We start from the raw sequence: 15,431 nt of genomic DNA, 5'->3' as shown, positions 1-15,431 counted from the left end.
CATTAAGTTTCCACCAGAAACTCTTCTGGATCGACCCCCCAATTTACCCAAGTAATAGCCTCCCTGGCTTTACGAATATCTGGTGGCACCCTTGTGGCGTGGATATAGTTTGTACTAGGGCAAGTCATTTTTAATAGATAAATGGGTTCAACATCAATATAATTGTCTATTCTTAATAGAGTATACTCTCGCCAACTATCTAATTCTACTGCCTGCAATTCTTGACAAATTCTACTGTACCCTATTCCCTGAATTAATACCCGTCGTAGTTCGGCATTTTCCTCTTCCAGTAACCATCGTACTTGCCATCGTTCGGGATATAATAATCCATATTTTTCTGGCAGCTTTACCCCATGATAAGCATAGATACGATAACCATCAATAAATCTAATTGCCGATCCCCCTTCACCATGAAAACGGTTTTGTTCGTCCAGATACAACTTGACTGGGCGATCGCATACCAAACAAGTATTCTCTAGTGGCAACACAAACCCACATTCTTTAACCAACCCTTGAAGTGCCTGCCATTTTTTTTCGTTGTAACTACACTTCAGTACAGATACACAGAAGTCGAGCATTTCAATGGAGCTTGCCATCAAATTTTGGCTAATATTTGATACTAACCCGATGGCATCACCTATTTGTTGTAGGGGTTGCTTAATCTTTTCTTCCCACTCTCGGATCGGGGAGTAACTAGAGAGATGTTGCCATACATTAACTTCTATATGTTGTGATAGGGGTTGTCCAATTTGTTGCCAAATTACATCACCAAATCTAATTAAAGGATCTCCTCCAGGAAACTCTATTAGTTGTTGTCGCAACTGTTTTTGCTGCTGTTCCCAGATTTGCCTAATAATTCCACCTTGCCATTGTATCCACAACTCTCCCAAAAATTCTGCATTTTCAGCTAAGGCATCTTGCCAGATAAACATTAGCTGTAGTAATTCCTCATTAGGCAAATCATTTTCCAGTTTCAGCCAGAGTTGCTCATCAATTTGACTTTCTATTTCTTCTGAGAGTTGAACTTGTAAGGAAGTTAGTAAGGGAGTGCCTAACATTTGCACTAAACGTTGAGGCGATCGCGATCCTACTATCTCTTTTATCGCATCTGGACTACTGATAAATAGAATCTCTGGCTCTCGTTTTTCCATAGCAGAATAAGCTGCTTTGACAGCATTTGCTGCCCTTTGCCTATCTATCGGCTCAGTTGACACCATATTCTTGTGCCACTTTTCCTGATATATTGGTATTAATGCTTTTTGTTCTGCTGTAAGGTTTTCAATTTTAGTCTGCCACATAGCGCCATCCCATAGGTTCATATTCTCGCTGAATGCGCACCATCCAATTTCCTTGAGGAATTTCGATAGGCTTATGTTCCTCGTGGGTTAAAGTTACTTTTTCTGACAAAACTTTCAGGTACAGAGTACCATCTTTTTCGCATAACTCTGCATTTCCACGAGTAATTCGATGAGAGTGTCCAGTTACTTCCCCTTCTGCTAAAGTCAGGTGAGATAGTTTTTTACCTGAACTAAGCTTAACTGGTTGTAATATTACGTCACCTTGTCTAATTGGCTGCATCGTTATTTTTCCTTAGGCTTTATATTAATTACACAAAAAATACTTATTACACCCTGTAAATTCTATGATACATCATGCCACATTTGTCAATCAACTTTAATATTCGGTAAGTATTATTACAATTCATCCTTAGATAAGAACTGTAGCCAGAGAACAGAAAGCAGAAGGAAAGAGGCTTATGAGCTACTTTGATTTTTGTTAAATACTTTGTTCTTATACTTAATTTACTTAATTTATTAATTTCTATATTGATAGAGTTTTTCCAAAAAAAATGATATATATTTATCTGGTTATTTTACTTATAAGTATGGATTTATATAATTTTATTTGTTGCTTTAATAAAAGAAAATTCTGATATATTAAGTTTATATAATTTCTTTATATTATTTTTATATTTTTTACAATTGTTTAATTCTTTTGACTTATAGCAACGGAATAATTACTTAATATCATGTCTTTTTAAATACCCATAAATAACATTTATTAGGGAGTAGGGAGTAGGGAGTAGGGGGAAATAATTGATGAAGATCATTGTTATTTCGTCTAATTAGGGTTTACCGATCTAATATCAAAGTCTTTACTGATATTGGTTTTAGCCTTTTTAGATCAGAAATACCTGATTTTCGCCTTATAAAGCTCAAAAGTGAGTATTCTGGCGTATAGTTGGGCAGAGTTGGCAAGGGATAATTTTTCTGACTACCTCCTCTACAACTCCCTCCAACTCTTGAGTCTTAGCTACTGCCTACTCCCTGCCTTAGCAAAAAGACTTCCATAAGCAAACCCTAATTAGACTGTAATTGTGCGTTCAAAGTTTTCACAATTCGATCGCGTGTTTCCTCCAAATGCGCTATAGTATAGTCATCCATTTTCTTGCCCCGCTTTTTAATTATCTTCTCCAAATCTTTATCCAGTTGTCGCAACTCATACCAAGCTAAACTTCGAGCATCTTCAGGCACAGTACGATTACGCAATACCATTGAAATTAGCAGATTTAAATGTTCTCGTTGCAGAGATCGACGCATACTAGAAATCTCAACTTCTCCACCATTAGACTCCAAAACTTCAGTCCAGATACTCTTTTGCAGAGTCTCAAAAAGTTCCGGTAGTTTCAAAGCATTATCCGGCGTTGTCTTCAACTCCAAATCTCGTAGACGAGTCAAACGAACATCAGAAAGGAGCGATCGTAAAACTATCCTCTGCAGAAACAAAATATTATCTTGAATAGGATAATCTAAAGGAAACACTAAAACAGAGCTTCCCCAATGTCGCCAACGCGATGGAGCTAACTTATTCAGTAAATCTGGTGCAAACTGAAATGCATCTTCAGCAAAAACATATTTATCTAGTATTCCTAACGCTTGGCGTTGTTGCTCTACAGATATAGGTTCAAATGGTAACCGCCCATTAGTATTTTTGGTACTCTCCCGATTAAATGACTGACCACCTACATACAAAGTAGTATCCATTATTTGTCGTATATAGTAAAAGAATACCGTATCAAACATTACCCTGACTTCACTATAACTTTCATCACTTTGAGGAACCCGCTTTTCTAAACTTTCCCAAATATTTCGGGCGTTATCCAGTTGCCACTGAGAATAAATCAATATATCCTTACTGAGGTCAAACCTATTTGCTGCTGGATCGAGAATGTCATAAGAATCTTCATCTGGTGCATAAGATAATTCTGGCTGAGATGCTCGTCTGGCAATCTCTTGTAAAAATCCTTTTTCACTTATATAGCTAGTCGTGCCACTGGGTTTATAACCGTATTCAATTGCCCAATCATCATAAGGACCAACTATAATGGGAAAATAGTCTCCTTGTATTGTTCCCTGTGGAGCTATATTAACTGGTACATAATCCATTACAGATGCTACTAACCCTTTTGTTTGAGTAATAGTTGTATCGTTCAATTGTTCTGGTTCTAGCATAGTGCTACCATGAAAATTATGTCTAAGACCAAGAGTATGTCCAACTTCGTGAGCGGTAAGATACTTTAAGTATTGATTTACATACCTATCCATTTCTGTACTGTGGGGTCTAATGTTTTGCAAAGCATCCATTGCCACTGCCCCTATTGCCAACTGCTGAGATGACTCCCAATCAAAACAAAGATGTTCTGATGAGTGAGAGTTTAACAATGATGACTTCCGAGAAGATTGATATTTTGCTTGTAGAGATTGAGGAATAATAGATTCTATATTGTTATTTGAAGTATTAGCTGCCGTCTCACTTTCTAAATTGCCTAAATAGCGAGAATACATATCTAATACACAGGGATTGTAACTTTTTCCATCCTTTGTTTGAAAAGCTTGAGCAAGAGATTGATTTTGTAAAATTATGCTGCCTATTTCGCCATATTTAATATCCCTAATAACACCTGCATTGAGAATAATATCTGCATCTAAAATTTGTCCTGTTAATGGATTGACACGAGAAGGGCCTAATCCTCGAAACCAAGAATCAAAAACAGTAGACCAACGAATTGTATTGTAACGAATATCGGCCGGGTCCCAAGTAGCATCATCAGGCATTTGTTTAGCTTGAATAGCATTAATAAATCCTGCTTTCTCAAAAGCTTTATTCCACATTAAAATTCCTTCTCGAATGGCATCACGATATTCAATGGGGACTGTATTTTCTATCCAGAAAATTATCGGTTCTAGGGGGGGAGATAAGGGTGCGCTAGGAATTTGTTTTTCTAAATGCCATCTATTAATATAACGAACATAAGGTTCTCTACGATTATTGTCAGAAATATCTTTATAAGCGCTAATAAAATAACCTACTCTTTCATCGGCTAATCGAGGAATATAACCATTACTTATTGGTAATTCTGAAAAACTGTAGCGAACTTTGAGGTTAAAAGCACGGCTATCTGGCACAGATTCTAAATATACTGTATTATCTTCGTTTATAATACCATAAAATGATTCTAATTCTATGTTTAAAGGAAAGGCTTTAGCATCACTAATATAAGATTTTGTTCGATCTATTGAGTAGTCATTAGGTAAAGCTTCTTCTAGAGATGGTAAATTCATTTCTCCTATTAATAAATTTTCCAAATCAATCAACAATGTTTTTCTTTGAGGATGAGTTGCTTCAATGGGCAGAGAATATAAAACTGAGTCACTAAAAGAACGTTTAATTGAACGACTTTGAGGGTCTAATTCATTAGTCCGAAAATGGAGATTAGGTATCACAAATTGAATATCATCTTGATGTTGGCGCAACTGAAATATAAAATCACCTAATGGTAAACCACTAATTAAACCAGCCTCACCAATACCTGATTCTAAAGTTATTACAGAAAGGAAGTTTTTATTAAGTTGTTCTGGTTTAACTTCCATTAATGTTTTACCTGTTTCTTTATCCCTATAAATGGTAAACATCCCTTCTAGTTTTTCAAACCCATCAATTAATTGTTCATAAGAATCATCTATTTCTTCTGCTGTACTACTAATTTCTTGTGGATATGTTGAAATATTGGTTGTTGAAGCTCTAGTTATAGGAATGATAAATATAACCAGTAGAAATGATAAACAAAATAATAGTAATATGCTCTTCAAGAATTTAGAATGTAGAATTAAGAATTTAGAATTACCTCTTCTTATAAATAAGAGGATTGGATCAAATAATTTTTTTTCTTCTCTTGATCTCATAGATATGGTGAGGAGACCTCGCCATCCCATCCTACCGGAAGATCCACTTTTTCCTAGGTCATGCTCCGCAAACATGTCGCGCAGCGTTTCATCTCGGCGACAGCCGAAAAAGACCGCTTTTTTCTCCATGAATGAAGAGGCTTTATACCTAAATTTTTCGGTAATTTTAATGATTTTTTGCGAGATTGTTTTGCCTATACAGTTTTTCTGTTTATGGGTTTTATTTTGACCGATAGTCCACATAATTAATTAAAGAATCAGGAAGAAGTATAGTGCGATGAGAAAATATTCAATTATAGCAATCTTATTTAAGTTGTGAGATATTGTAGATTTTAGGGAATAGAGAATTTAGAAACACTGAAGCAATAACAATAATCGCGAATGATTTAGGATTGCTATATTCATAACTAACAGTACTAATAGTAAATTTTGTAATTTTTGTCCACCTTAGCTAGTTTGATGAATTCAAGATCCTTTTTTCTCTATGATAATCCGAAAATTTATACACTGCCAATAGTGCAGATAAGTATAGTAAGCTGGGCAAAGACGGTCGATATATTGTGCGATACTACAAATCCCGATCGCTTATTTAAATACTCTTAAAGATTATTTAGAATCTAGAAAAACTCTACTTTATGTTTAGATAACCTCAAGTAGTGAATTATCAATTTATAAAATCTTACAGCGCTTTTCATTTGAGTAGACCACAAAATTATTTTTGGCGCTTAGAGTAGGGAGTAGGGAGTAGGGAGTAGGGGGTAGAAAAATGCTTTTGGGTTGCCCATACTAACTGTAGTCTATCCATGTGAAAAGCGCTATAAGAAGGAGAAAATGGAGGAGAGTGTAATTCAGTTATTATATGAGATGAAATAGGTTAATGTTTGCTATCAAATATTGATAGGGAGATTTGTAAATAGCACAATTTTTTGTATTTCATATTGGAATTCTACAGCTTAAAAATAAAATTTTTCCTTCTTCCTTCTGCATTTTAAGGTTCTGACCAAGGAATAATATTATCTTCAGCTAACTGTTGAGAAACAGCGATCGCTCCATAAAGATTCAAATGACTGGGGTCAGAAAATCGGTTGTAAGCATCTGGCCATGCAGTACCTAAATCTCGGAATAAAAAATTTGAATATTCTAGAGGTAACTGCTGCATATATTCTTGAAATTTTAGTTCATAGTTAGTTCGTGCTTCATCTAAATATGCTGTAGTTAAAGGCATATTCAAAAATACAAAATTAATTCCTATTGACTGAGTATACTGTAGTAAATTTTTTAGTGCAGTTATTTGTTTTCCTGGCAACTGGAAGTCAGCGTAATCTGCATCATATTTACCCAAAACTTTAGCATAATTTTGATAGTAATTTTCTGGCTCAAACTTAATTGAAATTGGTAGAAAACCGTTAGATTGAAATTGGTCTAATTTATCAATTTCTTCATCTTCTACTGTTACATTTTCGTCTTCTTTTTGCTGCCAAAAATTCCAATTTTCTTGGGGATTATTTATGATTGAAGTTATTAAACTTTTGAGGCGATCGCGCTGTTGATAAGTAAGAGATATCTCCTCAACTTTTTCCTGTAATTCTTTAAATATTTGTTTGTATTTTTTAATGCCAAAATTAGCAGACGTTTCTGATGTATTTGTCCCAATACTAAACGTACCAGCATCTACTTCCTCATAGCCTTCAGAACTCGCAATAATATCAAAAGTTCGATCTTCTCTGCCACTATTAAGAGCGCGGACTCCATCAGCAAATATAATTAATGGTGGCAGTTGTTCTGCTGGTAAAACTTGGCGTACAATTAAATCTACCACCTGAGCTGTTGCCCCATTTATGCCAAAATTGTAAACTCTTAAATCTGGATATCCTGCTGTTGCTAAACTTTCCTCCAGTACTGTAGGATCGACTCCTCTCAATGCTCTAGAACTACCAACTATTAAAATATCTGGTGGTTTTTTTGCTGCTTGTAAATACTGTTGATAACGAACTAACTGTTCATCTAATTGCGGACTATTAAAACTAGGATAAGTAGAAAATTCAGCAGCTTCCACAGAATCTTCATTTACTTCTGTAGGAGTTTGGCAATTCGGACCCTGACAAATATTTCCAGACTGGGAAATATCTGGAAGTTGCTCTAACACTGCACCTAATTTTAGATCGGTTTGAACTGTTAACAAAATACCCATAGCAGCACAGGCAAAAGCAGTAATCCATTTACCATAATTAAAAGTATTATATGTCAATGAATTACCAATTTGTGTAGAATATTCTTCATTAGGAATAAATACACGAGAAGTAATAAGTAACTGTTGAATAGCCGTAAAAAGTTGTTTTGTAACTGTGTAATTCTGACTAGGAGTTAACAGCTTTGAATCAAATTTTTCAGTTGCCTGTGGCGTTAACTTGAGAAAAACACGATCTGCCCTTTTTCCTAATAACAAATCCATATCTGGAGAAGCAGCAAACTCCGGAGGTTGTTCCGAATACTGGCGACTTCTGGTAGTAAAATTAATACCATAGCGCCACAAAGGCAATTTTTGACCAGCACGACGGCCATACACCCTCACCCCACTAATTCCTGGAACTTGAAGTTGACGCAAAAACTGAGCGATGGGCGGTCCTACTTGAGATTGAGAAGGACAGGTAGGAGCTTCACTCATAACGTGCAATAATTCCTGTTTAGGTAATATTAATACCCGGATACCACCTGTTTGTAGTTTTTGATCGAGGTCTGGATTAAGTAATTTGTTTAACAGAAAACTAATAGCTTCATAGTTTCCCTGACTTGCCAAAACTTTAGCACTTGCTGCCATCTCTTGATTTTCGGATGCGGGTAAATTCAACCAGTCGATCCAAAGAGGTGACTCTGATTTTTGTTCCGGTTCATTAATAATGCAACCATAGATGGTAGCAGCTTGGATACCTTTAGGTAGAATTGTAGATAATGTAGAGGCGATCGCTTCTTTTGTCTTCTTTTTATCTGGAGCTTGTTGGTTTGAATTATTAGTACAAAATAAATGTAATGTAGATTCTTTGAGAGTAGCTCTAATCTTGATTTCAAGAGTAGCAAATTGTTGTTGTAGCAAACGTTCAATTGCTGCCACATCTCCCCAACTTGCCCATTCTTGCAGCATCAGGTCTGGTGGAGTTAGGTCCACCCGCAACATCCAGTCAGGTGCAGTTTCACCCTGAACAAGTAGAGAAATTAAAGCTTCATGGAAATCTTTGAGTTTTAATTCTCGGAGCTTTTGGGCGATCGGTTCCGCCAACAAAGATGGAGCTGGACTATAAGCTGCTTCACAGGAGACCCATAAAATTTTATGGGTTTTCAATTCAGGACTTTTGGCAGAATCTTCTGATTGTTGGGTAGTTTCTGTTAATTTTTCCTTAAGTTGTCTTTCTCGAATACTGACATCTACAGAAACCCCTAATTCACCTAAAACTTCACTAAGATAACTAGCAATTGCATCTGGATGGCCATATTGAGCCAATCTTTGATAGGAAACTGTAAGAGGAGAATCAATTAAATACCGATCTAATTCTTCTGCATTCTCTGACTCTGTTTCTAATTCATTAGACTGTTTTGATTCAGTAACAGAAGAATTTTCTGAGTCTAATTTTGGTGATAAAACCAGTTCTGAATGGTCTAATGTGTCATTTGTCAACACAGATGCCTGGTGGGAAGTGGAAAGTAATTCAGAGACATTGTGATTAATATCTAGTTTCGGAGATTGTCCAGCAGTGACTTTTGTCAGATTTCCTTCTGGTAAAATATGACTATCATTTTGATTTTGTGGGTATTTTGCAGGAACAACATAATTAGACCCTGAGAGGGTATTAACTTCTGAATCAGAGGAACTAGAAGAAGTATTTACCTGTTGGGTCTGAGTTGCTACCTTATTACTATCAAGTTTTACTGTCCAGTCAGGTCTTCTGCGACCTAAAGTTCGGCCACATAGAAACATCTGGTAAATTCGAGGTTGATTAGGAGGTAATAAAGATTCTAGATCGACCTGACCCAGTGCCTGGGAAAACTGGGCTAGGGCAAAGCTCATTTCTGGACATTTTTCGGCTTCACAGAGAATATGTAAATGATTGCCACGCAATCTTACCTGTACTTGCACTTCTGGAAGTCCTAAAGCTTCCTGTGCCCAGTCTCCTAAAGGAGAGCGATTTTCTGTCAATATAGTTTTATTCCCTTTCATCTTCTCCTGTTTGTGGGAGACTCCCTCAAGCGATTTAACTATTGGTTAGTGACATTTTGGACTGTAGCGTATAAACATTATAAAGGAAAGTCTCTTGCTAAAATTAGCACAATAGATATAGTTGAAAATCATGCGTATATTATTATACTATTCACAGGAAAATTAGGAGCCACGCACTGTCAACGAAGTCAGAAGTCAGAAGTCAGAATTTAACCCACCCCCGCCCCTACCAGGATGGGAAGTAGGGGATTTGAGCTTCGCTTCAAAAATATTGCGCCTTAGAATGCGGGGTTTTAGACCCATGTTATTTTGATAAATTAAGAAAAATTTCTATTGATTTTAGCTTTGAGTTATGGAAAATACTATATCATCGTATCAAACTTATTAATTACTTCTCACTTTCAACTGTCTTACCCTCTTAAAATAATTAATATTCAACCAAACTTTAAATATTTAGGACTTACGCAGATACGCTATATATAGTACTCATAACTATTGTCCAATAGTTACTGGACTCTATACACAGTGTCTTTGCGTAAGTCCTGATATTATTGAATATTTGTCGATTGTCTGAAGATGCTTAAGTCTTGTTAAGCTTCCTATATATGTCCTTACGTATACACTTATTGAGGTAATATCAATGCAATCCTTTCGAGAAAATTCCTCTGAAAATCCTACACTAAAAACTCCCAGTTGGAAAATTTCCTCAGATATTTTACTTAGCTGGGCCACTGGTCCTGTTTTATTAGGTTTATTAGGTAATAAAGCCATCAATGAATTATTACCGGAAATTGGCCTCTATAGTGAGGAAATCTTCCGGGGCGATCGCCTACCAATGCTTAATTTTCCCCAAAATTCATCAGATTCCTGATTAGACATCTCCGAAAAAATAGGGAGTAGCGGTGTGCTCCCGCGACGGCAACAGTAGCAAGCGGTCGCTCTTCGGAGCTTTCCGTAGTGGACTATTTCATCTCAAATGATGCGTTAGATGGAGAGATGGAGACCCGCCCCTAACCCCTCCCAGGAGTAGAATTTGGGGAGATGAGGAGATTAAGAGACCTAAAAAACAAAAATAAGAGTGTACAGCTTTAGGTGTGCCACTCCAGTAGGGTGGGATAGCAGACCGCAGATAAGCTCTTTAAAGAGCGGGTTTCTGAGTCATATCCATGAGACCAAGAGAGGGAGTTGGGGGAAATAATTTATGATTTATGTACGATAATTGATTTTCTTTTTGATTATTGGAAATGTCTATTTTATTTAACTATTTATAGTTTCAACAGATTCCTAAGATTTCTTCAACTCAAGGTTAAGGATGCAGCAACTGCCATCCTTTTAAATTAAATCCCATTGAAGGAGTGTAACAGAATCAAACAATACATTTATTTTTATATCAGCAGGTACTAAGGAATAAGTAACATGAGTTCACTACTACAGTCAGAACAGACAACACTAAAACAAGGGGTTAACAATACCCCTACTAAAGCTTCCAGTCTATTTCTGAGTAATCGAATTAAAATAATTGAAAATTTGTGGGAATTAGTGCTAGAGCAAGAGTGCGGCCAAGAATTGGTAAGCATACTCCAGAAGATGCGTTTGGTTAATTCCACAGAAGGACAAGCTTTTAACTTTCTGGATTCAGAAATTGTACAACTTATTGAACAGTTAGAACTTAAAGATGCAATTCGGGCAGCCCGAGCTTTTGCTTTATATTTTCAGCTAATCAATATTGTTGAACAACATTATGAACAAAGGATTCAACAACTAGCCTACTCTAATAACAAAGGTTTAGGAAAACTAATCTTTAAAGATGATGAAGCTAAGGATGGTGAGGCTTGTTCATTACGAGTTGGAAGTATTCCTGTCTGGAGCGATAACAGAAGTAAACCTGAAGGAGAGGGGACATTTCATTATCTATTTCCCTTACTGCGGACTCTGAACGTACCATCTCAATTAATTCAACGATTAATTGATAACTTAGATATCCGTCTAGTGTTTACAGCACATCCTACAGAAATTGTACGTCATACCATTAGAACAAAACAGCGACGCATTGCCAAAATTTTCCAACAACTCGATCTAGTAGAAGAAAGTTTTTCAGAATTTTCTGGAGATGGAGAACAGGAAAATTCAGTGGTTTCATCTTGGGAAGCAGAATCTCTCAAGGAACAGTTAACAGAAGAAATTCGTTTGTGGTGGCGTACAGATGAAATACACCAATTTAAACCTACTGTACTTGATGAAGTAGAAACGACTCTTCATTACTTTGAGGAGGTATTATTTGAAGCTACGCCTAAACTATACCAGAGATTTAAGCAAGCTCTACATAGTTCTTTCCCTTACTTAAAACCACCGACTTTCAATTTCTGTAAGTTTGGCTCTTGGGTAGGAGCTGACCGCGATGGTAATCCTTTTTGTACCCCAGAGGTGACTTGGCAAACAGCTTGCTATCAACGCAAGATAGTGTTAGATAAGTATATAAATCATATCGATTCCCTGATCGAACTTTTAAGTTTGTCGCTGCATTGGAGTGATGTTTTACCAGAACTTCTGGACTCGTTAGACCGTGACCAGTTACAAATGCCCGAAGTATACGACCAGTGGGCAATTCGTTATCGGCGAGAACCCTATAGGTTGAAGTTGTCTTATGTGAGAAAGCGCTTGGAAAATACTCGCGATCGCAACTGGCGCTTGTATAATGGTGATTCTCTCCAGAGAGAAATGGAAGTTCTCTCCCAACGTCGAGAAACAGCAGCAGTTTATAGTTCTGGTGCGGAATTTCTAGAAGAGTTACAACTCATTCAACGTAACTTGAGCGAAACTGGCTTAAGCTGTAGTGACTTGGAAAATATCATTTGCCAGGTAGAAATTTTTGGCTTCAATTTAGCACGACTGGATATCCGTCAGGAGTCTTCTGTCCATGAGGCAGTGATTAACGAAGTTACCGAATATTTACAAATTCTGCCTAAACCCTATATTGAAATGTCAGAGGCAGAGCGCACTGAATGGCTATCAACAGAATTGCCTACTCGTCGCCCACTAATTCCTACAGAACTACCTTTTTCTGAGAGAACTTGCGAAATCATTAACACTTTCCGAATGCTACGACAGCTACAGGTAGAGTTTGGTCCAGAAATTTGCCAAACTTACATTATCAGTATGAGTCGTGATGTCAGCGATATGTTGGAAGTGTTGTTGCTAGCGCAAGAAGCAGGACTTTATGACCCGGCAACTGGTACAAGTGAGATTCTGGTGGTGCCTCTGTTTGAGACAGTGGAAGACTTGAGAAATGCTCCCAGGGTGATGCGCAATTTATTTGAATTGCCTTTGTATCGGGCAGCACTTGCTGGTGGGTATGATAAATTACAAGTACAAGCAGACTCTCAAGTTAAATCTGAGTTAGAGACTGTTTATTTGCAAGAAGTGATGCTTGGTTATTCAGATAGTAATAAAGATTCTGGGTTCCTAAGTAGTAACTGGGAAATTCATAAAGCTCAAAAAGCTTTACATACAATTGGTCAGGAATATGGTATCTCATTGCGGATATTTCATGGGCGTGGCGGTTCAGTAGGACGTGGTGGTGGTCCTGCTTATAAAGCGATTTTGGCTCAACCTGGTAAGAGTATTAGTGGGCGGATTAAGATTACTGAACAAGGTGAAGTGCTAGCTTCTAAGTATTCTCTGCCTCAGTTAGCAATGTATAACTTAGAAAATGTCACTACTGCAGTTATTCAAGCTAGTTTACTACATACAGGGTTTGATGAAATTGACACCTGGAATGACATTATGGAAGAGTTAGCGGTGCGATCGCGCACCCATTACCGACATCTGATTTATGAACAAGAGGACTTAGTAGAATTTTTCTATCAAGTTACCCCCATCCAAGAAATTAGTCAACTACAAATTAGTTCTCGTCCAGCCCGGAGGAAAAATGATAAAAAGAAGACAATTTCTGGTTTACGGGCAATTCCTTGGGTGTTTAGCTGGACCCAAAGTCGCTTCCTATTACCTGCTTGGTATGGGGTAGGAACTGCTTTACAAGAATTTGTGCAAAAGCAACCAGAAGAACACATGAAACTTTTGCAATACTTTTATCTAAAATGGCCATTCTTTACTACTGCTATCTCTAAAGTAGAAATGACTCTAGCGAAGGTAGATTTGCAAATGGCTCATTATTATGTCCGAGAATTATCTAACTCAGAAGACCAGGAAAGATTTGAGGCGTTGTTTGAGCAAATTTCTACCGAATATAACCTAACGCGGGATTTAGTTTTACAAATTTCTGGCAATCAACGACCTTTAGATGGAGAACCAGATTTACAGCGTTCTGTGCAGTTGCGGAATGCTAATATTGTTCCTCTAGGTATGTTGCAGGTAGCTTTGTTAAAACGCCTGCGTCAGCATGATACAGGTACGCCAGGAGTAATTCACTCTCGCTATAGTAAGGGTGAGTTGTTACAAGGAGCTTTGTTGACTCTCAATGGTATTGCGGCCGGAATGCGGAATACAGGTTGAGGAAGAGTGTGGGGAGTAGGATAGTAGGGGAGTGGGGGAGTGGGGGAGTAGGGGAGACCTGGAGTGGAAAAAACTGTGAGGTGATTATGGCAGAAAAATCACTCTTACAATTTTTACGACTACCTCCTCTATAATTTCCATTTCTCCTGTCTCCTGTCTCCTGTCTTCCCCTCCTGGGAGGGGCTAGGGGTGGGTTGTCTCATACCCCTACCACTCATACTTTATTCAGCAAACCCTAATAATTAATAAATTAATAATTAATTATTGAATTATAGCTCAGTTAAATCAGACTTTCTGGACAATCTGAAGTGCAGATAAGTAAGAAAGGTTTATAATATTGCCATGATAATTTTTTAAAGTTGTACTCAAATTTTCAAATAAAGTGTGACGTTGCTTTGAATCCATTGCAATATAAGGCGATAAAGTGCTTAAAAGTGCTATATAATCATCAATATCATAAGTTACTTCACATATTAATTCTTCGGAAACTAAGTTTTGAAACTTACCAGAGTCAATCACTGCATTTCCTATACTACTAATATTTTTTTGATGAGTTGCGATCGCTTCATACCCTTTTACATCAGATGCATAGGTCTGATAAACTGAATCTAATAATTCCCGATAAATATCTTGACTTGGTTGGGGTGGAGTATTCCAGAGTAAAACTAAAAAGCCATTGTTTTTTAAAGCTTCAGCAGTTTTCGCATAACGAAATTCAGAGGATACCCAGTGAAAAGAAGTAGCAGCAAGCACTATATCAAACTGATTCTTTTCTAATTCCCACTCCTCAAAAGTAGTATTGATGATTTTCACTCTTTCATAGTGGGCACAATTTTTCACAGCTATTTTATAAGATTCTGGATTGGGTTCTACACATACCATAGAAAAACCAAAATCAGCAAAGCTAGTGGTTGCTGTTCCTGTAGCACAGCCTATTTCTAAAATCTTGGCATGAGGAGAAAGTTGAGCTATTTCTACGACACGGTTGACTAATGGTTGAGGATAACGAGGTCTGGTTTTATCGTAAGCATCTGCTATTTGGCCATACCAATTGGATTTCTGTTCCAGGTTAAAGTCTTGATACCAATTATTTTTGGGTAAGGAATCAGACATAATTGTTTGAAAGATTAATATTTGTATTTTAAGGTAGCCCTATAATAATCGGTAAAATATCAAGATTTTGTAAAAGTTTGGCTAATTTATATTAGTGAAACATCTTGTTTATAAAAATTTTATCTACACCCCAAATCCATTTAGTCAAATATTAACAATGATAAAAACTTTTTTGTCTTAGTTATCCTATTCCATACAAAAAAACCCAGCCAGTTTTGGCCAGGAATTATTAATCAGGGTGCATCTATAAATTATATTTTGACATACATTGCGACAAAATCAAGAAAAGTTGTTAAATAAAAAAACCTCCACCAATGAAGGCGAAGGTTATCCATCAGGGTGCATCTACCATT

7 protein-coding genes are annotated in these 15,431 nt (G+C 36.9%); 2 read left to right on the top strand and 5 right to left on the bottom strand.

Translation table 11 applies throughout. The features are described from left to right. Nucleotides 1-2: 2 nt before the first annotated feature. From AC3DU7_RS08320 to AC3DU7_RS08305, 4 genes are all read right to left on the bottom strand, one after another. Complete coding sequence (locus AC3DU7_RS08320) at nucleotides 3-1,298, bottom strand: DUF6745 domain-containing protein (protein WP_488038885.1); 1,296 nt, start codon at nucleotides 1,296-1,298, stop codon at nucleotides 3-5. Next, nucleotides 1,285-1,578: a hypothetical protein gene (locus AC3DU7_RS08315; protein WP_488038884.1), complete on the bottom strand. Its 294-nt coding sequence runs from the start codon at nucleotides 1,576-1,578 to the stop codon at nucleotides 1,285-1,287. Before AC3DU7_RS08315 ends, AC3DU7_RS08320 begins: the two co-directional genes overlap by 14 nt. 782 nt (nucleotides 1,579-2,360) lie before the next feature. Beyond that, nucleotides 2,361-5,150, bottom strand: coding sequence for a zinc-dependent metalloprotease (locus tag AC3DU7_RS08310; protein WP_488038883.1), 2,790 nt, complete (start codon nucleotides 5,148-5,150; stop codon nucleotides 2,361-2,363). A 1,081-nt stretch (nucleotides 5,151-6,231) separates the two neighbouring features. Continuing rightward, on the bottom strand, nucleotides 6,232-9,432 hold the full coding sequence (locus AC3DU7_RS08305; RefSeq protein ID WP_488038882.1) for a hypothetical protein: 3,201 nt from the start codon (nucleotides 9,430-9,432) through the stop codon (nucleotides 6,232-6,234). A gap of 661 nt (nucleotides 9,433-10,093) precedes the next feature. On the opposite strand from AC3DU7_RS08305, the gene AC3DU7_RS08300 reads away from it, so the two are divergent. Both AC3DU7_RS08300 and ppc read left to right on the top strand, forming a co-directional pair. Then, a complete protein-coding gene (locus AC3DU7_RS08300) occupies nucleotides 10,094-10,324 on the top strand; it encodes a hypothetical protein (protein WP_488038881.1) in 231 nt (76 codons plus the stop codon). A gap of 545 nt (nucleotides 10,325-10,869) precedes the next feature. Beyond that, nucleotides 10,870-13,965: a phosphoenolpyruvate carboxylase gene (gene ppc, locus AC3DU7_RS08295; RefSeq protein ID WP_488038880.1), complete on the top strand. Its 3,096-nt coding sequence runs from the start codon at nucleotides 10,870-10,872 to the stop codon at nucleotides 13,963-13,965. 285 nt (nucleotides 13,966-14,250) lie between these two features. Here the strand turns inward: ppc and AC3DU7_RS08290 are convergent, their stop codons facing one another. After that, nucleotides 14,251-15,078: a class I SAM-dependent methyltransferase gene (locus AC3DU7_RS08290; RefSeq protein ID WP_488038879.1), complete on the bottom strand. Its 828-nt coding sequence runs from the start codon at nucleotides 15,076-15,078 to the stop codon at nucleotides 14,251-14,253. Between the last annotated feature and the right edge of the window lie 353 nt (nucleotides 15,079-15,431).

Source organism: Okeania sp. (assembly GCF_983059655.1).
Note: the sequence above shows the minus strand (reverse complement) of the source record. Positions and strands in the feature narration are given on the sequence as shown.